The organism is Clostridium estertheticum subsp. estertheticum, from assembly GCF_001877035.1.
Classification (GTDB): Bacteria; Bacillota; Clostridia; order Clostridiales; family Clostridiaceae; genus Clostridium_AD; species Clostridium_AD estertheticum.
This window is the reverse complement of sequence record NZ_CP015756.1, coordinates 4728684-4750654: the sequence shown is the minus strand read 5'-3', so window position 1 is coordinate 4750654 and position 21971 is coordinate 4728684. Positions and strand designations below refer to the sequence as shown.

24 protein-coding genes and 1 tRNA gene are annotated in these 21971 nt (G+C 30.4%); 21 read left to right on the top strand and 4 right to left on the bottom strand.

The window, feature by feature from the left end; all coding sequences use genetic code 11:
- Nucleotides 1-9: 9 nt before the first annotated feature.
- Complete coding sequence (locus A7L45_RS22245; RefSeq protein WP_071614790.1) at nucleotides 10-513, top strand: DUF4446 family protein; 504 nt, start codon at nucleotides 10-12, stop codon at nucleotides 511-513.
- An 80-nt stretch (nucleotides 514-593) separates the two neighbouring features.
- Complete coding sequence (locus A7L45_RS22240; protein WP_071614789.1) at nucleotides 594-851, top strand: YkuS family protein; 258 nt, start codon at nucleotides 594-596, stop codon at nucleotides 849-851.
- A gap of 105 nt (nucleotides 852-956) precedes the next feature.
- Here A7L45_RS22240 and yyaC read toward each other — a convergent pair whose 3' ends face one another.
- Genes yyaC through A7L45_RS22225 form a run of 3 tightly spaced genes read right to left on the bottom strand, consistent with a single transcriptional unit; the run spans nucleotide 957 to nucleotide 3824 of the window.
- On the bottom strand, nucleotides 957-1559 hold the full coding sequence (gene yyaC / locus A7L45_RS22235) for a spore protease YyaC (protein ID WP_071615086.1): 603 nt from the start codon (nucleotides 1557-1559) through the stop codon (nucleotides 957-959).
- A 47-nt stretch (nucleotides 1560-1606) separates the two neighbouring features.
- Entirely contained in the window at nucleotides 1607-2659 is a 1053-nt protein-coding gene (gene ytvI, locus A7L45_RS22230) for a sporulation integral membrane protein YtvI (protein ID WP_071614788.1), read from the bottom strand.
- Nucleotides 2660-2669: 10 nt separating this feature from the next.
- Nucleotides 2670-3824: an aminotransferase class V-fold PLP-dependent enzyme gene (locus tag A7L45_RS22225; protein ID WP_071614787.1), complete on the bottom strand. Its 1155-nt coding sequence runs from the start codon at nucleotides 3822-3824 to the stop codon at nucleotides 2670-2672.
- 243 nt (nucleotides 3825-4067) lie between these two features.
- On the opposite strand from A7L45_RS22225, the gene A7L45_RS22220 reads away from it, so the two are divergent.
- The 16 genes from A7L45_RS22220 to A7L45_RS22145 all read left to right on the top strand — a co-directional run bounded on the left by A7L45_RS22220 (nucleotide 4068) and on the right by A7L45_RS22145 (nucleotide 17133).
- Nucleotides 4068-4319, top strand: coding sequence for a putative Se/S carrier protein (locus A7L45_RS22220; RefSeq protein ID WP_071614786.1), 252 nt, complete (start codon nucleotides 4068-4070; stop codon nucleotides 4317-4319).
- Between the two features lie 65 nt (nucleotides 4320-4384).
- A complete protein-coding gene (locus A7L45_RS22215) occupies nucleotides 4385-4603 on the top strand; it encodes a DUF951 domain-containing protein (RefSeq protein ID WP_372445274.1) in 219 nt (72 codons plus the stop codon).
- Between the two features lie 96 nt (nucleotides 4604-4699).
- Nucleotides 4700-4987: a 30S ribosomal protein S6 gene (gene rpsF / locus A7L45_RS22210; protein WP_071614784.1), complete on the top strand. Its 288-nt coding sequence runs from the start codon at nucleotides 4700-4702 to the stop codon at nucleotides 4985-4987.
- Nucleotides 4988-4998: 11 nt separating this feature from the next.
- Nucleotides 4999-5439: a single-stranded DNA-binding protein gene (locus tag A7L45_RS22205; RefSeq protein ID WP_071614783.1), complete on the top strand. Its 441-nt coding sequence runs from the start codon at nucleotides 4999-5001 to the stop codon at nucleotides 5437-5439.
- A 25-nt stretch (nucleotides 5440-5464) separates the two neighbouring features.
- Nucleotides 5465-5728: a 30S ribosomal protein S18 gene (gene rpsR / locus A7L45_RS22200; RefSeq protein WP_071614782.1), complete on the top strand. Its 264-nt coding sequence runs from the start codon at nucleotides 5465-5467 to the stop codon at nucleotides 5726-5728.
- A 314-nt stretch (nucleotides 5729-6042) separates the two neighbouring features.
- The gene (locus tag A7L45_RS22195) at nucleotides 6043-6357 is read left to right on the top strand and encodes a MazG-like family protein (RefSeq protein ID WP_071614781.1); all 315 of its coding nucleotides are present in this window, start codon (nucleotides 6043-6045) and stop codon (nucleotides 6355-6357) included.
- A gap of 15 nt (nucleotides 6358-6372) precedes the next feature.
- On the top strand, nucleotides 6373-7380 hold the full coding sequence (locus A7L45_RS22190; RefSeq protein WP_071614780.1) for a YybS family protein: 1008 nt from the start codon (nucleotides 6373-6375) through the stop codon (nucleotides 7378-7380).
- Between the two features lie 14 nt (nucleotides 7381-7394).
- Nucleotides 7395-9386, top strand: a complete 1992-nt coding sequence (locus A7L45_RS22185) for a DHH family phosphoesterase (RefSeq protein WP_071614779.1) — start codon at nucleotides 7395-7397, stop codon at nucleotides 9384-9386.
- Nucleotides 9386-9829 (top strand): 50S ribosomal protein L9, encoded by a 444-nt coding sequence (gene rplI / locus A7L45_RS22180; protein WP_071614778.1) that lies wholly within the window; start codon nucleotides 9386-9388, stop codon nucleotides 9827-9829. The genes A7L45_RS22185 and rplI overlap by 1 nt, the downstream gene beginning before the upstream one ends.
- A 70-nt stretch (nucleotides 9830-9899) precedes the next feature.
- Nucleotides 9900-11804: a Lon family ATP-dependent protease gene (gene lonC, locus A7L45_RS22175; RefSeq protein WP_071614777.1), complete on the top strand. Its 1905-nt coding sequence runs from the start codon at nucleotides 9900-9902 to the stop codon at nucleotides 11802-11804.
- 144 nt (nucleotides 11805-11948) lie between these two features.
- Nucleotides 11949-13280, top strand: coding sequence for a replicative DNA helicase (locus A7L45_RS22170; protein WP_071614776.1), 1332 nt, complete (start codon nucleotides 11949-11951; stop codon nucleotides 13278-13280).
- A gap of 294 nt (nucleotides 13281-13574) precedes the next feature.
- The gene (locus tag A7L45_RS22165; protein ID WP_071614775.1) at nucleotides 13575-14630 is read left to right on the top strand and encodes a ParM/StbA family protein; all 1056 of its coding nucleotides are present in this window, start codon (nucleotides 13575-13577) and stop codon (nucleotides 14628-14630) included.
- A gap of 2 nt (nucleotides 14631-14632) precedes the next feature.
- Nucleotides 14633-15022: a hypothetical protein gene (locus A7L45_RS22160; RefSeq protein ID WP_071614774.1), complete on the top strand. Its 390-nt coding sequence runs from the start codon at nucleotides 14633-14635 to the stop codon at nucleotides 15020-15022.
- A gap of 147 nt (nucleotides 15023-15169) precedes the next feature.
- On the top strand, nucleotides 15170-15496 hold the full coding sequence (locus A7L45_RS22155; protein ID WP_071614773.1) for a TM2 domain-containing protein: 327 nt from the start codon (nucleotides 15170-15172) through the stop codon (nucleotides 15494-15496).
- Between the two features lie 32 nt (nucleotides 15497-15528).
- A tRNA-Thr gene (locus A7L45_RS22150) sits at nucleotides 15529-15604 on the top strand.
- Between the two features lie 617 nt (nucleotides 15605-16221).
- On the top strand, nucleotides 16222-17133 hold the full coding sequence (locus A7L45_RS22145; RefSeq protein ID WP_071614772.1) for a C40 family peptidase: 912 nt from the start codon (nucleotides 16222-16224) through the stop codon (nucleotides 17131-17133).
- Between the two features lie 55 nt (nucleotides 17134-17188).
- Here the strand turns inward: A7L45_RS22145 and A7L45_RS22140 are convergent, their stop codons facing one another.
- Nucleotides 17189-17443 (bottom strand): hypothetical protein, encoded by a 255-nt coding sequence (locus tag A7L45_RS22140; RefSeq protein WP_071614771.1) that lies wholly within the window; start codon nucleotides 17441-17443, stop codon nucleotides 17189-17191.
- Nucleotides 17444-17751: 308 nt separating this feature from the next.
- On the opposite strand from A7L45_RS22140, the gene A7L45_RS22135 reads away from it, so the two are divergent.
- The 3 genes from A7L45_RS22135 to A7L45_RS22125 all read left to right on the top strand — a co-directional run bounded on the left by A7L45_RS22135 (nucleotide 17752) and on the right by A7L45_RS22125 (nucleotide 21835).
- The gene (locus A7L45_RS22135) at nucleotides 17752-18714 is read left to right on the top strand and encodes a 3'-5' exoribonuclease YhaM family protein (protein WP_071614770.1); all 963 of its coding nucleotides are present in this window, start codon (nucleotides 17752-17754) and stop codon (nucleotides 18712-18714) included.
- A gap of 263 nt (nucleotides 18715-18977) precedes the next feature.
- Nucleotides 18978-20390, top strand: a complete 1413-nt coding sequence (locus A7L45_RS22130) for an NAD(P)/FAD-dependent oxidoreductase (protein ID WP_071614769.1) — start codon at nucleotides 18978-18980, stop codon at nucleotides 20388-20390.
- Between the two features lie 158 nt (nucleotides 20391-20548).
- Nucleotides 20549-21835, top strand: coding sequence for an adenylosuccinate synthase (locus tag A7L45_RS22125; protein ID WP_071614768.1), 1287 nt, complete (start codon nucleotides 20549-20551; stop codon nucleotides 21833-21835).
- Nucleotides 21836-21971 lie beyond the last annotated feature (136 nt).

Sequence of the window (21971 nt, the reverse complement as noted above, 5' to 3'; positions counted from 1 at the left end):
TAGCTTATAATGGAGAACATAATTAATTTTATAAAAAATTCTGAATTATATATAGTAATAGGACTTATTGTTCTTGTACTTATACTAATTATAATAGTTGCAATAACATATATAGCTTTAAATAAATTAGAAAGTAAATACAGGAAGTTAATGAGAGGTGTAGACAATAAAAATTTAGAAGATATGGTAGTATCGTATTTAGATAAAGTAGATGAAGTTAAAGATCAAAATAGAAATGTAAGACAAATGTATGAAAGAATAGATGAAGATTTAAAAACTTGTATACAAAAAACTTCAATTATAAGATACAAGGCATTTGATGATATGGGTAGTGATTTAAGTTTTTCTATAGCATTGCTTGATGGAAATAGTAATGGGTTTATATTAACAAGTATTTATGGACGAGATGAGAGTACTACTTATGCTAAGCCAGTAGATAAGGGAATATCTAGGTATGAATTATCAGATGAAGAAACCGAAGCATTAGAGCAAGCTGTAAAATCAAGAAAATAGCAGAAGTATTTAAAAGTATATTAGAATATTAGTAATAAAAATTTTCTTTTGTGGCATACTAAAAACAAAAGAGGTTTTTTATGGTAATATGTGTTTCACATGATCTTGAATATTTACAAGATGAATTAACGCAAAGGGGTTACACGGTGATAAATAACACAGATAATAATACATACTGTGATGCAATAATATGTAACCTTAAAGAAGGCGGTCTTAAAAATTTAATGATGCAGAGTAGTACAAAAAGAGAGGGAACGTTAATTGTCGATAGTGGAAGTAAATCCATAGATGAAATCGAGTATATATTAACAACTAGAGTATACAGTTCAATATTTTAAATTAAAGACATCTGCTTTTATATAAGCAGATGTCTTTAATTTAACGACGTTTCAGAAAGAAGGTCATTAATATTGCAGTGACCCAGGAGATGATTTAATAAAGAATTATCCTTCAACATTATTTATATTAGAATCATCATAGATTGAATTTAATTTTATCCCACCAATAGTTTTTAGCACTGAATGATAAAGACCTTTAGAAATTGCATCAGCAAGTATCATTACGGTATATAGCCTTGTGTTCTGAAGAACCATAAATTCAAAGGCACCGGATATATTTACAATTCCGGTTATGCTTAGATCACCAACTTTAGGTAGGTCTTTGTTCATAGCAGCACCGGGGCTTAAGGGTTTTTCTTCAACTACTATTTTACCTACATTTTGTAAACTTCCAAGGCAAGCATCAATCGCAATAATATAAGGGTTGGTATATGTATAGTTAATTTCTTCAATAGTTTCGCATAAATTTTTTGCATGAACTGGGCATTCAAGATTACCATAAATATGAATTTTGTTCCTAATTAGAAAGTTTAGTTTATTTCCAACAAGTGGTCCTAAACTATCTCCTGTAGATCTGTCTGTGCCAATACATAAAACAACAATGGGACGTGATGACTTAACTATAGGGAAAATATATTCACTTATAATATCTCTTAATTTAAAAGTACAATCTCTTGACATAGAATCTAAAATAACTTTATCCATAATAATAAAACCTCCTATTTGGATTTTAACCACATAGGAAGTTTTATATTCTATAGTACATCAACTTTTTTCAATATATTGTAAGAGACTAATAAAAACATACAAAATAATATTCCGACAATACCATTTGCTTTAAGCCCTATAAAGATAGCAGCGAGCACTGCGACTGGGTGAAGACCTAGTGATTGAGACACAATCTTAGGTTCAATAATCTGTCTTATTATAGTTATAATTATATAAGATATTAGAAGGCCTAAAGCTGCAATAACATTTCTAGAGATAAAAAATATTATTATTATGGGAAGATATACAGCTCCTATACCAAAAATTGGGAGTAGATCAAATATGCCACATAATATACTTAAGGTTACAGCGTACTTTACCTTGAAAACTAAGAAAACAACTAATGTTTCTAAAAATGTTATAGTGATTATAAGTAAGTAAGAAAGTAAATAGTTTTTAAGCATTTTTTTTGATTCATCAAATATATAATGGATTCTATCTTCACTTTTAGGGGGAATTATATTAAAGTTTTTTCTATTTAAAGACGACAAATCTCTTGTGAAAAAATATGTAGTAAGTAGCGTAAATAATAAAACCATTAAAACATAAGGGATGGTAGATACAAAATCTAAAGTTTGTGAAAATATTTTTGTGGAGGCGTTCATACCAATATTTATGGTTTTAGTTATATAATTAGTAATATTGGATTCAATATTACTAATTATACTTGGATCTAAATTTTTATAATAATTTTGTAAATTATTGAAAAAATTCAAGAGAATTTGCTTGTTTAAGGTAATATATGATTGAATGTTCTTTCCAAGTTGTATTGATTCTGAAGTTAAAGTGGTGATAATTAAAGAAAATAATATGATAATAAAAGTGAAGAATATGCTTGTTGTAAGTAATGAAGCTGTAGCGTTTTTTATCCTGAAATTTACCATTAAATATCTTGTCGGTTTTTTAAGGAATGAGGCTAAAATAAAAGCGAATACAAAAGGAAGCGTGTAGGCTATAGTTCCAAAAAAAATTATAAAAACAAATGTATATAAGAGGAAGAAGATACCTAATTTATCTATTTTTCTTAGAATGTTTTCCATGTAAATAAAATCACACCTTTCTAATAATAGAATTAAGAGAGTTAAGTGCATAGTCAATGTCTTTGGTATCATTAAAGGGACCAATGCCAAATCTTAAAGTACCAGATGGGTAAGTTCCAATGCTTTCATGAGCAAGTGGTGCACAGTGCAGGCCAGTTCTTGTTGTAATTCCATATTCATTATCTAGTATAAAGCCAAGCTGTGAATTGTCGATTTTAGTTGAATTGACAGAGATTGTAGAGGTTCTTGTAGAAGCACAGGGATTACCATAAACATTAACGGAAGTAGTATTTAAAAGTCCATCTATAAGTTTTTTACATAAATATTCTTCTTTTTCGCGAATTGAATCTATTCCTTGGTCATTAATATAATTAATACCTTCTAAAAGTCCTGCTATACCTGGGGCATTTAATGTACCGCTCTCAAATTTATCAGGTAAAAAATTTGGTTGAATAATGCTGGATGACAGACTACCGGTGCCTCCTTCTATAAATGATGAGCATATTTCATTTAATTTATCATCAATTAAGAAGCCGCCTGTGCCTTGAGGCCCAAGTAAGCTTTTATGTCCTGTAAAAGCTAGGGCGTTACAATTTAATTTATAGAAATCAATGGGTAATACACCAGCAGTTTGGGCGACATCAATAATAAAATATATATCTTTGTCTTTGCATATTTTGCCAATAACCTCAAGTGGCTGAATGCTCCCAATAATATTTGATGCTTGAGATAAAACAACTAATTTTGTATTAGGTTTAAGTGTATTTATAAAGTTATCAACACTGATTAAACCATTTTTCGAACAAGGAATTATATCTAGTTCTATTATGCCTTGCTTAGCAAGAGAACTTAAGGGTCTTAGGGTAGCATTATGGTCCATTGATGAAGTTATTATGTGCCAGTCCTTTTGTACACAAGATTTTATAAGAATATTCAATGAAGTAGTAACATTTGGAGTGAAAATTACATTTTCAACTTTATCAAAATGAAAAAAATCCATTAATGCGTATCTGCAATTTAAAATAATTCTGTTTCCAGCGAGAGAAGTGATGGATGCGCCTCTACCTGGATTTGATCCAATATTCATCATATAATTCATCATTGATGTATATACTTTTGGTGGCTTAGGGAATGTAGTTGCGGCATTATCTAAATATATTTTCATAAGTTCCTCCGATTTGATTATATCTATAGGAAATAAAATATTGCAAATAATAAGGTTTAGATGTTGTTTCCCTATAATTAAAACTATAAATAGATTATAATAAAATTATATATAAAAATAAATATTTTCAAATTTCCATATAATACAATATTATAATCGAAAGTTAGGTAAATGTATATGTATATGAACCGAACAGCTTTAGAAAACATATAAACTATAAGGTAAAGAAATAGGGTGAAAATAATGAATAAGCATTATATAGTAACATTTCAAAATACACATGAAGCTATGAAAGCGGAAAGAGAAACCGTAAAAAAACAAATTAAAGTAGTAGTTATTCCGACGCCAACATATATAACTAAAAGTTGTGGAATTAGTTTAAAGGTATGTGAAGAAGATATTCAAGGTATTATTAACCTCATAAAAGCAGAAAACATTAAAGTGAAGGAAATTTTTATGAAGAATGGGGAAAGTGTAAAAAATATTACCATATAGTTTAAATTATTATGATGCAGCTTTAAAAAAGATGGATTAACAATTAAGTGAAGGTGGGATGTTTGATGAAAGTATTTAATTTAGGAGATATTGTTGAAATGAAAAAAGTTCACCCTTGTGGGAGTAAGGACTGGGAAATAATACGGCTCGGTGCAGATATTAAAATAAAATGTTTGGGGTGTGCGAGAATAGTTATGCTTCCAAGAGTTAAGTTTGACTCAGGAGTAAAGAAAATAATAAAAGAAAATGCATTAAATAAAGAAAAAGGAATTGCTAAGGAATAATTACTTGATTTTTTTAAAATTACATGATATAATCTATTATTGTAATCCCTGCCGTGCAATGCATGGCCGTTAGTCCGAGGGGAGGAGGTGAAATTAATGAGAAAATATGAAACTATATTCATATTACATCCTTCATTAGACGAAGAAGCTGTTAAAGCTAACGTTGAAAAGTTTAAAGGTGTAATAGAAAATAATGGTGGAGAAGTTGAAAATGTTGATGCGTGGGGCAAAAGAAAACTAGCTTATGAAATACAAAAAGTTGGTGAAGGTCACTATACATTAATCAATTTCAATGCAAATCCAGAATTACCTAAAGAATTAGATAGAGTATTCAGAATTACTGACAGTGTTATAAGACATATCATAATAAATCCAGAAAAATAGGTGGTGTTTTTATGAATAAAGTTGTTTTAGTTGGTAGATTAACAAAAGATCCTGAGCTTAAATTCGCTCAAGGAACAGGAACAGCTGTAGCCACTTTCACTGTAGCCGTTAATAGAAGATTTAAAAGAGAAGGTCAACCAGATGCAGACTTTATACCGATAGTGGTATTTGGAAAGCAAGCCGAAGCTACTGCTAATTACATGAGTAAAGGTAAGCTTTTAAGTGTCTCTGGAAACATTCAAACTAGAAATTATGAGGCTAAAGATGGAACTAGGAGATATGTTACTGAAGTAATTGCTGATGAAGTTGACTTCCTTGAATGGGGAGGAAATAAATCGTCAGACACGAATACTAATCAAGGTGGAAATAGTAGCGAAGCAAATACTAAATCTAATGATTTTGGAAGTGCTAGCGATATAACACCAATTGATGATGGAGATATACCATTCTAATATTAGGTAAGGAGGGAAAAAAACAATGGCTATGAATGATCATAAAAGAAGCGGCGGCGGTGCCGGTGGTAACAGAAAGAGAATGAAAAGAAAAGTTTGTGCTTTCTGTATGGATAAGGCAACTGCAATCGACTATAAAGACATAAATAAATTAAGAAAATATGTTACAGAAAGAGGAAAGATTCTTCCTAGAAGAATTTCTGGAAACTGTGCAAAACATCAAAGAATGCTTACTGTATCTATAAAAAGAGCAAGAAATATAGCATTACTACCATTTACTACTGAATAGAAAAATTTTCTATACATAATAAATGACCAAAAGCAGCGCCTTAAGGTGGCTGCTTTTATTTTTTTAAAGTTAAGTAATCTCCAGGGTCTCTAAAATGCCGTTAAATCAAATATTTTAATTAATAATGAAAATATAAATGCAAAATTATATATCATCAAGTGTAATTTGTAGTATACTTATAATTGCAACCCATAAAATGTAAACATGCAAATATTGGATGTTGTTAATATAGAAGCAAACTTTAGTTGCATAAATATAGAAAACTAACTAAAATAGAATTATAAGCATAAGCCTACAAGGGGAGATGATATACTATGAAAAGGGATGATTTTAATATAATGTCTAATGTTAAGTTAATTGAAGGTCTGAAGGCTGAGCTATTATGTATAATAGGTGATTTCTTCAAATTGCTAAGTAAAGGAAGTAATGTTGCTCAAGATGCCATACTAGATTGCATTTCAGGGGCGATAATACTTTTATATATATTAGGTGAAAGGTTAGGATATTCGAATATTGAAGTGGATGAGAGCATGAAAAAGAAGCTAAAGGTGGGAATCGTTGAGGGAGATAATATAGAAAAGGAAGGAAAGGACTTAAGTAAACTCTATACGCATTTAAAGGGTCGATAAGTAATGGAGGATAAGATGGAGAATAAAAATTATAGTACAAAGGCTATTGTAGAGGCCGCTCTTATATCTGTTATAATTTCGATAATAATGATTTTAACGAGCTACTTGCCAATAGTATCATTTATAGGAACATTAATATTACCAATTCCTGTGGCAATACTTTATATAAGGTATAATATGAAGGTGACGGTTACTGCTATATTCCTCAGCATAATTTTAACATCTATATTATTTAATCCAATAAGGGCAATATATGCAGCTATACCTTGTATCATTATTGGCATAGTACTTGGTTATTGTGTTAAGAAAAGTAAAGGGCCATCTATAACCTTATTATTTTTAACTATAGCATGTTCAATATCAAATGTACTAACAATAGCTTTTTCTTTGTCATTCATAGCAAAAATAAATTTTATGGATTTTAGTTCTAAATTCATTGGTGCTATAAAGCAAGCGATGAAAATTTCACTTGATGGAGCAAAAAATACTTATATGCAAAATGGTATTACTCCTAATCAATTGGAGGTTTTAAATAGAAGTTATGACATGATAAATAAATGGGATGTTGCTTTATTTTTGGCGATAATACCAGCAGTTATTTTTATAAACTCATTAATATCAGCTTATTTGAATTATATAGTGTCTAGAGCGATACTAAACAAGCTAAACTATAAGATGGAGCCAGTATTACCTTTTAGCAAAATTTGTGTTTCTAACATAGTAGGTGCTGTTTTAATAGGGATGGTATGTATAGGTATAATTCTTGCATCAAAGAATATAACTGGTGGGAAGTATATACGAAGTTCTTCTCAGTTTCTGGTGCAAATTATATTTATTGTAAATGGACTTGCGGCAAGTACATATTATTTAAGAGTGAAAAAGAAATTATCTAAACCAATAGTAATATTGATTTTAGGTTTAACTATGATTTCTCCTCTAAGCGATATTTACTTTTCAATAGGACTCATGGAAATGGCTTTTGATTTTAGAAAGCTTGATCCATATAGAATCAGAAGAAAATAATTGGGGTGCTAATTATGGATAACAAATATAATTATTTTAATGTTAATAATAAAATATATATGGTGACCATGGCCATACTCATATATATAATATTTTATTATGGGCATTTTCAGGTGGGACTTGTAGCGCTTGGTTTATACGCAATGCTTGTAGTGTATAATATATACAATTCTAAAATTAAAAAAAATGAATGGAAGATATTTATCGAAAATTTTTCATCTAAACTGGATATAGCAACTACAAGCACTTTAGTAAAACTTCCCTTTCCATTAATAATAATTGGGTATACGGGAAACGTTTTATGGTACAATCAAAGTGTAACAACAATGCTCGAAGGGGAAGATCTTTTAAACAAAAATATTAGGGACATAATAAAGGAACTTAATTTAAAACAAGTTTTAGAGGGTAAAAAGAATATATTTCCAAACATTAAAATAAAAAATAAATGTTATGAAATCTACACAAATATTGTGGATACAAATGAGAATAAAAATGTTAAAGATAAGATTATGCTCTTATATTTTTATGATATAACTGAAAAAACTAATCTTATTAATGGTATTAATGGTGACCGTGAAAGTATAATGCTTGTGGAGGTTGACAACCTTGATGATGTTATAAAAACTACAGAAGAAGATAAAGCACCAATGCTTGTAGCTGAAATCGAGAGGACAATAAATAGCTATAGTCAGAGTGTTAATGCTATGGTAAAGAAGTATACATCTAATAAGTATGTTATTATAGTTCAAGATAAGTACATTGAAAAAGAAATAGAAAAGAAATTTGACATATTAGATAGTGTTCGCGATATAAGGAATGGTAATAAACTTGCAGTTACTTTAAGTATAGGCGTAGGAAGAGGCGAAGATACACCACTTAAGAATTATGAATTCGCGACTTCTGCGAAAGAACTTGCGTTGGGTCGTGGTGGTGATCAAGTAGTTGTAAAAAAAGGTGATAAATTATCTTTCTTTGGTGGTAAAACAAAAGAAGTTGAGAAGAGAACCAAAGTCCGTGCAAGAGTTATAGCTCATGCATTAATGGATTTAGTAAATGAGAGCAATATAATTTTTATCATGGGCCATAAAAATGCTGATCCTGATTGTTTAGGTGCGGCTATTGGTTTATATAGCGTTATTAAGAGTTTAGACAAAGAGTGCTATATTATCCTTGAAGGAATAAATAGTGGAATAAAAAGTATGATGGATATAATACTTGATGATGAGCAGTACAGAAATACCTTTATAACTGGTGAAAGATTTAAAAATGTTAAAAATTCAAATAGTCTACTTATATTAGTAGATGTCCATAATGCAAGTCATGTACAGAATTTAGAAATAGTTAAAGAAGTTGAGAAAGTAGTTATAATTGATCATCATAGAAAGGCACAAGATTTTATACAAGGTGCAGTTCTTAGTTATATGGAAACATACGCATCATCTACCGCCGAATTAGTGACTGAAATGATTCAATATATGGTAGATAAGCCATCTCTTAGGCATATAGAAGCGGTAAGCCTTTTAGCTGGAATATGTGTAGATACAAAGAATTTTTGTTTTAAAACAGGAGTTAGAACCTTTGAAGCAGCAGCATTCTTAAGGCGTCATGGTGCAGATACTATGGATGTTAAAAAAATGTTTTCTGATGATTTAAATGTTTTCTTAAAAAGAGCTGATATTATAAGATCTGCAGAGATTAAAAATGAAATTGCGATAGCAGTTTGCCCAGAAGAAATACAAGATACAGTAGTTGCGGCTCAGGCTGCCGATGAACTTCTAAATATTACGGGTATTGAAGCATCATTTGTTATTGTTAAAGTAGAAGATGAAATATTTATTAGTGGAAGGTCTCTTGGAAAAATAAATGTACAGTTAATACTAGAAACATTAGGTGGAGGCGGACACATGACTATGGCTGGCACAAAATTTACTTCGATGAAACTTTCCGAAGTAGTAGATAAATTAGAGGAAGCTATAGAAAAATATTTAAAGGAGGATGAAAAATAATGAAAATTATATTATTAAAAGATATTAAAAGTATGGGTAAAAAGGGTGATGTAGTAAACGCTGCAGATGGATATGCGAGGAATTATTTATTTCCAAGGAAATTAGCAGAGGAAGCTACTGATCCTAATATGCATATACTAAATAAGAAGAACGATATAGAAAGAAAAAAGAAAACATCCGAAATTGAGGATGCACAAAATATAGCAAATGCACTTAAAGATAAAGTAGTTAAGATAATTGGTAAAGCAGGGGAAAATGGAAAACTTTTTGGAGCAATTACAAGTAAAGATATAGCTTCAGCATTAAATAAGCAATGTAATTTAGATATTGATAAAAAGAAAGTAGTAACAGATACAATAAAATTATTAGGAACTTATGATGTAGAGATTAAAATATATCCAGAAATATCTACTAAAATTAAAGTTCTTGTTTGTGAGGAATAATCATATAAAACGAAGGGAGGTAACGCTTTAGTAAATAAATGATAATACAATTTATTAAGGCGTATTAAGTTTGAAGATATTATACGAAGATAAAAATGCAGAACAGTTAATAAAGGATGAATTGCCATTAGATACACAAATCGACGTTTTGTATGAAATAATGAGGAATGTAATAGATGAAGGCAGTATTAAGGCTAAAACTATAAAATTTAAACTTCAAAAACATATAAAAAGCGAAGACGTATATAGAAGATTATATGCTTTAAATAAAATTATCAGCAATGGTAAGGGAATAGATATGATTCCTAATGAAAAAAATATACAAGAGGTGTTAGATAGCACCAATGTATGGTTAACTGATGAAATAGCCAAAAGATATGTGCAAAACAAGATTGAAGCAGAAGTTGAAAAAAATCTAATGGAGAAACAAGATAAATATATTGATGAAGTTAGACTAGGGATAATTAAGAAACAAAAGGGTCCCGAAAATGCTAAAACACTTAAGAAATATGATGACCTAAAAGCACTTGATAGCAGAAAGCTTACTAAAAATATACAAGCAATGTTAAGACCAGAGAGTTTTAGCGAAATAGTTGGGCAAGAAAGAGCTATAAAATCTTTGTTATCTAAGATGGCATCGCCATATCCCCAACATATTATTCTTTATGGACCACCAGGAGTTGGTAAGACTACGGCCGCAAGACTTGCGCTTGAAGAAGCAAAAAAACTAAGTTATACTATTTATGATAAAGAGGCTAAGTTTGTAGAAGTAGATGGCACAACGCTTAGGTGGGATCCAAGAGAAATAACAAATCCACTATTAGGTTCAGTTCATGATCCGATATATCAGGGAAGTAAAAGAGATTTAGCTGAGGGTGGAATACCTGAACCAAAGCCAGGGCTTGTAACAGAAGCTCATGGAGGAGTTTTATTTATTGATGAAATAGGTGAACTTGATAGTATTCTTCAAAATAAGTTGCTTAAAGTTCTTGAGGATAAGAGAGTTGAGTTTTCATCATCTTATTATGATCCTGAAGATGAAAATACACCTAAATATATAAAATATTTATTTGATAAAGGTGCGCCGGCAGATTTTGTTTTAATAGGAGCAACTACCAAAGAACCATCTGAAATAAATCCAGCATTAAGATCAAGATGTACTGAGGTTTATTTTGAGCCTTTAGCTGCGACGGACATAGAAAATATAGTAGTAAATGCTGCTTCTAAATTAGAAGTTGAAATAGAAGATGGGGTTGCTAAAACTATTGGTAGATATACTATAGAAGGAAGAAAGGCTATAAACATTTTAGCAGATGCCTATGGATATGTATTGCATAATAGTGAACTAGTGGATGAGTCTAAAGTTAGAATTGATATGAAAGATTTGCTAGAAGTCATATCTATAAGTAGATTGTTTCCATATGAGGAATTAGATAAAGATGTTAAAGCTGAAGTTGGGCATATATATGGACTTGGAGTATCTGGGTATATAGGGTCGACTATAGAAATAGAAACATCGGTATTTGAAGCCAAGGAAAAAGGTAAAGGTCATGTAAGGTTTAATGATACGGCTGGAAGCATGGCTAAGGACTCAGTGTTTAATGCTGCATCAGTAATAAGAAAAATGACTAATAAAGATATTAATGATTATGATATACATGTAAATATAGTAGGTGGAGGCAAAATTGATGGACCATCTGCAGGTGCTGCTATAACCGTATGTATAATTAGTTCACTTTTAGATAAACCTTTAAGGCAGGACATTGCAGTAACAGGGGAAATATCTCTAAGAGGAATTATAAAACCAGTAGGCGGAATATTTGAAAAGATTTATGGTGCAAGAAGAAAAGGCATTAAGCTAGTTATACTTCCTAGTGATAATGAAAAAGAAGTACCTACGGGCCTTAAGGATATTGAAACTAAAACTGCTTCAAACATAGAAGAATTAATGAAATTAGTATTTTCATTAACGTAAAGTTACTGTTCATTAACGTAAGGTCTGCTTATTAACATAATGTAATTATTAAAAATAAACTATAATTAATGGCCCTAAAAATGCAGCACCTTCGGTGCTGCATTTTTAGAAGGGCATAAAAGATTGATTTAGGAGAGATAGATAATGGATACACCCCTTAGAAGTTTACCGTATAACTTAGAAGCAGAACAATCAGTAATTGGATCAATGCTTATAGATAAAACCGCAATATCAAGAGTGGTAGAGGTTTTAAAGGGCGATGATTTTTACAGGGATTCTCATAAAGTTATATTTAATGCAATATATGAATTATATCAAAAGGACACACCTATTGACATGATTACATTACTTGAGCATTTACGTTCGGCTGAAAAACTAGAAGCTTCAGGGGGAATTACTTATATTTCAGAGATAAGTAACTCAATACCCTCCACAGCTAATTTAAGTTCATACATAAAAATTGTAGAGGATAAATCTACTTTGAGAAAACTTATTAAATCTTCTACTGAGATTATAGAAAATTGTTATAATAAACAAGATGACGTAGAAGCAGTAATGGATCTTGCAGAGCAAAAAGTATTTAATATATCACAGAAAAAAAATGCAGGAGACTTTGAGCCTATGAATACAGTGCTTGAGAGAGGATTTCTAGAAATAGAAAGAATCTTTAATAATAAAGGCGAAACAACTGGTATATCAAGTGGTTTCCCAGAGCTTGATGATAAAACAGCTGGATTTCAAAAGGGTGATATGATACTTATTGCAGCAAGGCCGTCTATGGGTAAAACTACATTTGCATTAAATTTAGCAGAGTATGCAGCTCTTAGACAGGGGAAAAGCGTAGCTGTATTTTCTCTGGAAATGTCTAAAGAACAACTTTCATATAAACTATTATGTTCAGAAGCAAATGTTGATATGTCAAAGCTTAGACATGGAGATTTAGAAGATAGAGATTGGGAAAATATAGCAAAAGCATCCGGACCACTTGCGGCTGCTAAAATATTCATTGATGATACAGCAGGAACTTCTGTTATGGATATGCGTTCAAAATGTAGAAAATTAAAAATGGAACATGGAATTGATATGATAGTCATAGATTATCTTCAGCTTATGACTGGAAGTAATACAGAAAGCAGACAACAGGAAGTATCGGAAATATCAAGATCTATTAAAGCACTCGCAAAAGAGATGCAGTGTCCGGTTATAGCATTATCACAGCTATCACGTGCCCCAGAGCAAAGAACGGACCATCGTCCTATGCTATCTGACCTTAGAGAGTCAGGCTCTATTGAGCAGGATGCTGATCTTGTTATGTTCTTATATAGAGATGAATACTATAATGAGGAGACGGAAGATAAAAACGTAGCAGAACTTATAATAGCAAAACAAAGAAATGGTCCTATAGGAACAGTAAAACTTGCATGGATAGGTCAATTCAGTAAATTTGCAAGGCTTGATGTAATTCATAGGGACTAATAATTAAAATAGTATAACAAAATTTAAAAAATTTTGTTATACTATTTTTATTTGCACATGAATAGTAAATAGGTTGTTATGGCAGGAGTGTTATTAAGGTTTTTTTCTTAAGTATATATATGTATGTTTACATTTGTAAATATATATATATATATATTTGCAGGTATGTAAATAAACAATTATAGGTATATTTATAAATATTTACAATTAAATAAATTAAAAGAAGGATATTAACCTAAAATATAGAATATATAACAAGAAAGAACAAATAGAAAAATTTAGGAGGAAAAAGAAATGAACTTAACAGAAATATCAAAAAAATATCCCGCATTAAATAAAGTGTTGGCGTCAGTATTAACTGTAGATATAGGAAATACATTTACAAAAACAAGTACTAATGTAACTTTTGCAAGTCGTGTATCTGCTGTAACTAAACATGGCTCGAGGGCTACTGGAATAAGTAACATTATTTGGAATGGAAAGTTGTTTACAGTAGGCAACAAGGAAGGTAAACTAAATATGGAAGCTAATAAATATATGTCAGACCATTATAAGTTAAACCTACTTAATGCTATTGCACTAAGCTTTAAGGGTGAAACTAAGATAAGAGTAAGACTTGCTGTGGGACTACCCGCAGAATATTATATAGACCATAGTATTCCACTAAAAAATGAAATCAAGAAGATGGAGAAGCAAACTATAACTATAAATAATGTAACATATGATATAGAGATTTTAGATGTACAAGTATTTAAACAAGGGGGAACGTTAAGTGCTGAAACTATGGAAACATTTAGTTATCCAATGCTGCTTCTTGATTTTGGTGGTGGGACTTTAGATGTGTCTCATTGGAAATATGAAAAAGATGAATTTGGTAATAAAGTGCTTGGAATGACTAAGGCTAGTAGTTTTGCTCAACATGGTTTTGAACCAACAATAGAAGCTCTTCTTACTAAATTTAACTCAGCTGAGGGATCTGATGGTAATTATGATATATCAGATGCTATTGAATTTTTAGAGGATAATGAACTACCTTTTGGAGAGGAAAATGTATTGCAAGATATTAAAGATCTAGTGTTAAGACCGTATGTAGAGAAAGCAATCAGTTCAATTAATAGCTCTTTTAAACCGAATACTTGTAAAGATATAAGGATAATAGGTGGGCCTGCTATTCTATTACTACAATATTTACAAACTGAGTTCATAAAAACTGAGCCAAAATTAATTGAAAATAAGAATCCTCAATGTGCAAATGCTATACTATTCGCTGAAAGATATAAAGAGCTTTTAGTATTAGAATATTTGGATGGAAATAAAGAAGTTGCTGCAACCAATGTTGAGAGGAAATAATCATGGGGGCACTCCGTAAAACTGTATCATCAAATTTAGGAGATGAAACAGACAAAGATTTAATAAACTATGTGGGCAGTATGGAGAAAAAGGGTATAAACAATTCCAAACTTATTAAGCAGGCGCTTAGGTTTTATAGGGACTATGGTGATAAAGTTAAGAAATTAGATACTGTAGATATTGCAAATATTTTAGATAATCCGCAGGTTAAAGAATATATAGGTAATATAGTTGGAGATCTTTTTAAAAGCGCTATGCCAGATTCTGATTTAAAGACTAGCGGTTCAGTTGATGTTAAAAAAATAAAAGAGGAGAAACAAAAAAAAGATATAGATTCTGTTGAAAGTGATTATATGAAAAGGCTTAGCTGCGTAAAAGATATGTCTTTATAGATAGGAGTGACATAAAAGTCACTCCTATCTATTGTGCAAGTTTATAACTAGTTAATAAATACTTCATTTATATATATAGTAAAGTATTGACACATATGATAAAATATAAATGAGGTATTCCAAATAATATAAAAAAAGGGTGATTCAATGTTCTGTCATAATTGTAATTCTCAAAATGATGATGGATCTAATTTTTGTAAGGTTTGTGGCATTAATTTATTGATTCAAACTAATATGACGCAAGATCGAAATATTAGTTCCAAAAACTGGTTACTCACTTTGTTGCTGTGTATTTTCTTTGGTGCAGTAGGTATCCATAGGTTTTATGTAGGGAAAATAGGTACAGGGATTTTAATGATTTTAACTTTTGGTGGTTTTGGAATATGGGTGTTAGTTGATTTAATTTTGATTGTTACCAATGCATTTACTGATGCAAATGGATTAGAACTTAACAAAAATTTGTATCGTTATTAAACAAATGTAATAGTTAGAATTTCTTAATATATGCTGAAATAGCTCAGTTGGTAGAGTAACGCACTCGTAACGCGTAGGTCGAGGGTTCGATCCCCTTTTTCAGCTCCAATTGTAAATCAAAAAGATGAGTGTATCAATATGATTAAAAATCATATTGATACACTCATTTTTTCTTGCCTATATATAAATATCAAATGGGTATATAAATATTATGTTATTTATATAAAAGCATTATTTATATAAATTAAACATATATATAATAATGGAAGTTGATTAAGATAAAATATTATTGGTGATAATACTAGTAGATAAGAAAAATAAGAAGTTAAAAGGCTACTGTTTAAGCACTTAAAGTGTAATTACATATAAGGTGAGGTTGAATGTATATGAAAAAGATAAAAGTTAAGGTTGGAATAGACAAAAGCAAATTAATAAAAAGTGATAAAAAATTAGTTGCTTGTGGCAAGAATTTTTAAGCATAGGATAGAGAAGGTTAATAAATTAAAATAATAGTGAGTTAGAAAAGTGGTTAAGGGTTAATCTTAACTACTTTTTTTCTATCTTTTGGTATAATTATCACCTAATAATTTTTTTGTTACAAGGTATAAAAGTAACAGTATATATTATAATATTTAATTATAAGTGTATAAAAAATAGCCAACCTGTGTTACAATAATACCAATAAAAGTAATAATATGTAATGTATAATTATTGGAGATGAGTGCATGAAAAAAATAATAACTTTTATAGCAGTTTTATTTATTATGGCAAGTTCACATACTGTATTTGCTGATAGTGGAATAATAAATGCAAGTTCATTATGTGTAAGACAAAAATCTTCACTTTCATCTTCTATTATAACTTCGCTTTCGAGAAATACTATGGTGAATACACTTGGAAAAGAGGGGAACTTCTATAAAATAAATTATAAAGGTAAGACTGGATACATATGCAGTTCATATGTTAAAATAACCACAATAAATAGTACAAGCAGTGTAAATAGATCACTGTTACAATCTATAGGAACGGGTATTGTTACAGCATATAGTTTAAATGTGAGAAAAGAAGCTACTATGGGTGATAACATTATAGAAATTATAAAAAAAGGTCTTAAAGTAAATATATATGGAACACAAAATAGTTTTTATAAAATTATATACAATGGTAAAGTAGGGTACATATCTAAAACTTACATAAGTCTAGTTAATACACAATCATCTAGGGCTAAGGATATTGATAGGTTAATGGCGTACGTAAACACATTTTTAGGCATGCCATATTTATGGGGAGGCACAACACCGGCTAAATTTAATATTGTGGGTAAATATGTAAGTGGTGGATTTGATTGTTCAGGTCTTGTGCAGTATGTTTATAAAAGCATAGGTATAAATTTACCTAGAACAACTATGGACCAAGTAAATGTAGGTTCCTCAATTAATATAAATAGTCTTCAAAAGGGAGATTTGGTGTTTTTTAGGACGAATCCAGCAATACCTAATCAAGTATCTCATGTTGGTATATATGTTGGGAATAATAAGTTTATACAATCACCAAAGACAGGTGATGTTATTAAAACATCTTTATTAACTGGATACTACAATAATAATTTTGTAATAGGAAAAAGACTAATAAAATAAGCTAATTTACGCTTGTCCTATTAATCTTTTCATTAAAAATAAATATTTTTGATGTTTATAAACCTATTAAATGTTTAACAGCATCTATAACTGGGGTTAACACATTTAATAAGATGGCAAGAATATCAGTTAATACAGGAACAGTAATACCTACTTGTTGAAGGACATATATTAAAAGAAATATACCAAGTGCGATACTTAATATCCTTCCAACCAACTTAAATACGGCAATACCAAGATAAGCAAGTAACAATGCTAATGCAAACATAATAATGGTATTAAGATTAATATTAGAAAAATTAACGTTCATGTGTACACCTCCATTATTAAAAAATTATAACTTAAACAATATAGTTTAGCAACGGTAAAATATTCTGGGAAACATTAGTAAACTTATATTTTATTTAATATTTTAATCTGTTAGATCAAAGTATTTGTTAAATGAGGACAAATAGCTAAACTATAAAACAATTAGTTTAATTTATAAAGAATAATGATGTATAATTAATAGGGATATTAAAGTTATGTGATTCACTTTATATGTGTAGAAACATTAATCGATTGTATCATCATAACGTATTTTATATAATACATTTATTACAACATAAGGAGATAAATATGGAAATGAAGAAGATAAGCGAAATAAAAAAAGGGGATAGAATTGAAGGCTTTTTTGTTATAAAGTCTGTAGACACAAAGGTTTCCAATAATAGCAATACAAATAAATATTTGGATTTTAATTTAGGTGATGCCTCAGGTGATATAAATGCAAAACTTTGGGAGTGCAATGATGAATTAGAAAATAAGTTTAAACAAAGCATACTAGTTAAAATTAAGGGAACTGTAAATGAGTGGAGAGGAAAACTTCAATTAAAGATTGAAGCAATAAGATTAACTGAGGAAAAAGACAACGTAAATATTTGTGATTATGTGGCAGTAGCACCTTACTCACCGGAGAAAATGTATGATGATGTTTTAAACTACTTATCTAAAATTGAAAATATAGATATTCAGAATATAGTCACTAATATTTTAACTTATAATGAAGAGAAACTAATGCATTACCCGGCAGCTAAATCTAATCACCATGCTATAAGATCAGGCCTTTTATACCATACAACCACTATGCTTAAGGCAGGAGAAAAATTAAGCGAGATTTATACTTTTCTAAATACAGATTTGTTATATGCAGGTATAATACTTCATGATATTGGAAAAATATATGAGATGAATGCTAGTGAGCTTGGAATTGTAAGTGAGTATTCAGTGGAAGGACAACTTCTAGGACATATAATCCAAGGTGTTAAAATGATAGAAACAGCAAGTATTGAGGTTAAAGCGGATAAAGAAGTAACAATGTTGTTAGAACATATGGTACTGGCTCATCATTATGAAGCGGAATATGGAAGTCCTAAAAAACCAATGATACCTGAAGCAGAAATGTTACATCATTTAGACATAATGGATGCAAGAATGTATGATATGAATAAAGCCTTAGGAGATACAAAAGAAGGTAAATTTTCAGAAAGAATAAGGTCATTAGATAATATAAGTATTTATAATAGTTTTCTTAAGAAATAGACAGAAATAGCAAGTATAATGAAGTGGTTTGGAGTTAACTAATAGAAAAATACACTTATTCAATAAATATGAATAAGTGCATTTTTGTTTTTAATTTATATGTAGAGTACTTTAGTGAAAATATACACGAACTATTATCACAAAAAAATTACTAATATTCGTATTTTGTATTGACTCCTTAATATTGCTCTGCTAATATTAAGGGGTATGGCAACCAGTGATAATTTTTATTCTATACGGAGTAGTATAAGGAGGCATATGAAATGAAAAATTTTTACGATGTAATTGTTGTAGGAGCCGGTCCAGCGGGAATATTTACTGCACTGGAAATTGCTAATAAAAAACCTGAACTCAATGTACTTATAGTTGATAAAGGAAGAAATATAGAGAAAAGAAAATGTCCAGCGAGGATCAATGGCAAATGTGTCAAATGTAATCCCTGTGGAATAACATATGGATGGGCTGGAGCTGGAGCTTTTTCAGATGGTAAGCTTTCACTAAGTCCAGAGGTTGGTGGAAGACTTCTAGAATATTTGTCTGAAGATGAATCAAAAGAATTAATAAAATATTGTGATGATATATACATGGAGTTTGGAGCAAATGAAAAGGTCTATGGACTTAATAGTGATAAAGTAGAGGATGTTAAATATGAGGCAAGTAAACACAATATTCGTCTTGTTGAGTGCCCTGTAAGACATTTAGGAACAGAACTTGCGTATGAAGTCTTAAAATCTATGTATCATCATTTAATAGATAGTACAAATACAGACTTTGTCGAACTTAGTGAAGTGGAAGAGATAATAATTGAGGACAATAAAGCTACTGGAGTATTATTAAAGAATAAAGACGGTGTATTTAAGGTTAATGCAAAATATGTTGTAGCTGCTCCTGGCAGAGGTGGGGCTGAGTGGATTGCAAATGAAGCTAAAAAACATGGCATAAAGGTTACTAACAATGCCGTAGATATTGGGGTAAGAGTTGAGGTGCCTAATTCTGTTATGGATCATCTAACAAAGGACTTATATGAAGCAAAATTAGTTTATTATTCTGATACATTTGGTAATAAGGTTAGAACTTTCTGTATGAATCCAGGTGGAGTAGTGTCAGCGGAGTATTATGATGATAATACCATTGCAGTTGTAAATGGTCATAGTTACTCAGATCAAAAACTAAGAACAAGCAATACAAACTTTGCAATGCTTGTATCTACTAGTTTTACAGAGCCGTTTAATCAGCCTATTGGTTATGGCAAATATATAGCTCAGTTAGGTAATATGTTAACTGGTGGAGGAATAATGGTTCAAAGACTTGGGGATTTACTAAAGGGAAGAAGAACAGATGTTAATAGGTTAAGTAAGTCAACTACAGTACCTACACTAAAGTCAGCAGTACCGGGTGATTTAAGTTTTGTATTACCACAAAGACATCTAACGTCTATTGTAGAGGCATTAAAGGCTTTTGACAAAATAGCACCAGGATTATATAGCAAAAATACATTACTATATGGCGTGGAAGTTAAGTTCTATTCTAGTAAATTTAGTACAAATGATAAGTTTGAAACAGCGATTAATAATTTGTATACTATAGGGGATGGGGCAGGAATAACTAGAGGGTTAATGCAAGCATCTGCAACTGGAGTCATAGTAGCAAGAGATATAACTACAAAGGAAGATTAAGATTACAGCACCTTCGATGGTGATTAATTTAAATAATTGGTTATATGAATGTTTAAAGTGTATAATTCAAATATAAAGTAAACATAATAGGCAATGAAGTTTGAGCGCCAAGGGATCTAAGAAATTTATTGCGAATTGAAAGAAAGCGAGGAATTTATATGTCAGCATTTATTGTTTTAGGGGCCCAGTGGGGTGATGAAGGTAAAGGTAAGATGACAGATTATCTTGCTGAGGGAGCAGACGTTGTAGTCAGGTTCCAAGGTGGGAACAATGCAGGTCATACTGTTGTTGTAGGAGATAAGGAATACAAACTTCACTTAATACCATCAGGAATACTATACAAGAATAAATTGAATGTAATAGGTAATGGTGTTGTTGTAGATCCAGAAGCTTTATTTAAAGAAATTGATTATTTACAAGGTTTAGGTGAGAATATAACACCAGAAAGACTAATGATTAGTGATAGATCACAGGTTATAATGCCTTACCATAAAGAGTTAGACAATTTATATGAGATAGCCAGAGGTAAAAATGATATTGGAACTACCAAAAAAGGTATAGGCCCTTGTTATACTGATAAATTTGAACGAAGTGGAATTAGAGTTTGTGACTTAATGAAAAAAGATGTTCTAAAAGAAAAACTTAAAACTAATCTAACAATTAAAAATGATATAATAACAAAAGTTTTGGGTGGAAAAGCTTTAGATTTTGATACAATATATACACAGTATTTAGAGTATGCAGATAGGATGAGGCCTTTTGTCAAAGATATATCAGTTAAAGTTTATGATTCAATAAAAGCTGGAAAAAATGTTTTATTTGAAGGAGCACAAGGTACTTTACTTGATATAGATTATGGTTCATATCCTTTTGTAACTTCATCAAACACTATTGCAGGTGGAGTTTGTGTTGGAGCAGGAATAGGACCTACTATGATTACAAGTGTCGTAGGAGTAGCTAAGGCTTACACTACAAGAGTAGGAAAGGGACCATTCCCAACAGAACTTGAGGATGAAACAGGAGAATGGATCCGCGAAAAAGGGTTTGAATTTGGTGTAACAACAGGTAGAGCAAGAAGATGTGGATGGCTTGATCTTGTTATATTAAAATCTGCAGCAAGAGTTTCCGGAATCACTAGTTTTGCTGTAACCAAAATAGATACTTTAGCAGGACTTAAAAAAATCAAAATTTGCGTAGGATATAAATTTGAGGGTAGTATTATAGATTATTTCCCAGCAAGTCTTGAGGATTTAGCTATGTGCGTGCCAATATATGAAGAATTTGATGGTTGGGATTTAAGTATAGCAGATGCAAGAAGTTATGAAGAACTTCCTGAAAATGCAAAAATATACTTAAAGAGAATTGAAGAGTTTACGGGTGTTAAGGTTTCAATAGTTTCAGTAGGTCCTAAAAGAGATCAAACAATGGTATTAACTGAAATATAATATATATTAAATTATTTTATACTCATGTATGTTTTTTGTATTATAGGAAAATATAAATAATATAGAAAACATGCATGAAGTATACAAATTGATACTAAAGATTAAAAAAGTGCGTACTAGTAAAGTTTAAGTATAT

Bases quoted from the DNA above. Each gene is read 5' to 3' on its own strand.
- A7L45_RS22220 (WP_071614786.1), top strand. From the start codon at position 4,068: ATGAATAAGCATTATATAGTAACATTTCAAAATACACATGAAGCTATG.
- A7L45_RS22245 (WP_071614790.1), top strand. From the start codon at position 10: ATGGAGAACATAATTAATTTTATAAAAAATTCTGAATTATATATAGTA.
- rplI (WP_071614778.1), top strand. From the start codon at position 9,386: ATGAAAATTATATTATTAAAAGATATTAAAAGTATGGGTAAAAAGGGT.
- A7L45_RS22165 (WP_071614775.1), top strand. From the start codon at position 13,575: ATGAACTTAACAGAAATATCAAAAAAATATCCCGCATTAAATAAAGTG.
- A7L45_RS22195 (WP_071614781.1), top strand. From the start codon at position 6,043: ATGAAAAGGGATGATTTTAATATAATGTCTAATGTTAAGTTAATTGAA.
- ytvI (WP_071614788.1), bottom strand. From the start codon at position 2,659: ATGGAAAACATTCTAAGAAAAATAGATAAATTAGGTATCTTCTTCCTC.
- A7L45_RS22140 (WP_071614771.1), bottom strand. From the start codon at position 17,443: ATGAACGTTAATTTTTCTAATATTAATCTTAATACCATTATTATGTTT.
- A7L45_RS22125 (WP_071614768.1), top strand. From the start codon at position 20,549: ATGTCAGCATTTATTGTTTTAGGGGCCCAGTGGGGTGATGAAGGTAAA.
- rpsR (WP_071614782.1), top strand. From the start codon at position 5,465: ATGGCTATGAATGATCATAAAAGAAGCGGCGGCGGTGCCGGTGGTAAC.
- A7L45_RS22170 (WP_071614776.1), top strand. From the start codon at position 11,949: ATGGATACACCCCTTAGAAGTTTACCGTATAACTTAGAAGCAGAACAA.
- A7L45_RS22205 (WP_071614783.1), top strand. From the start codon at position 4,999: ATGAATAAAGTTGTTTTAGTTGGTAGATTAACAAAAGATCCTGAGCTT.
- A7L45_RS22240 (WP_071614789.1), top strand. From the start codon at position 594: ATGGTAATATGTGTTTCACATGATCTTGAATATTTACAAGATGAATTA.
- A7L45_RS22145 (WP_071614772.1), top strand. From the start codon at position 16,222: ATGAAAAAAATAATAACTTTTATAGCAGTTTTATTTATTATGGCAAGT.
- A7L45_RS22155 (WP_071614773.1), top strand. From the start codon at position 15,170: ATGTTCTGTCATAATTGTAATTCTCAAAATGATGATGGATCTAATTTT.
- A7L45_RS22130 (WP_071614769.1), top strand. From the start codon at position 18,978: ATGAAAAATTTTTACGATGTAATTGTTGTAGGAGCCGGTCCAGCGGGA.
- A7L45_RS22160 (WP_071614774.1), top strand. From the start codon at position 14,633: ATGGGGGCACTCCGTAAAACTGTATCATCAAATTTAGGAGATGAAACA.
- A7L45_RS22185 (WP_071614779.1), top strand. From the start codon at position 7,395: ATGGATAACAAATATAATTATTTTAATGTTAATAATAAAATATATATG.
- A7L45_RS22135 (WP_071614770.1), top strand. From the start codon at position 17,752: ATGGAAATGAAGAAGATAAGCGAAATAAAAAAAGGGGATAGAATTGAA.
- A7L45_RS22190 (WP_071614780.1), top strand. From the start codon at position 6,373: ATGGAGAATAAAAATTATAGTACAAAGGCTATTGTAGAGGCCGCTCTT.
- A7L45_RS22225 (WP_071614787.1), bottom strand. From the start codon at position 3,824: ATGAAAATATATTTAGATAATGCCGCAACTACATTCCCTAAGCCACCA.
- rpsF (WP_071614784.1), top strand. From the start codon at position 4,700: ATGAGAAAATATGAAACTATATTCATATTACATCCTTCATTAGACGAA.
- A7L45_RS22215 (WP_372445274.1), top strand. From the start codon at position 4,385: ATGAAAGTATTTAATTTAGGAGATATTGTTGAAATGAAAAAAGTTCAC.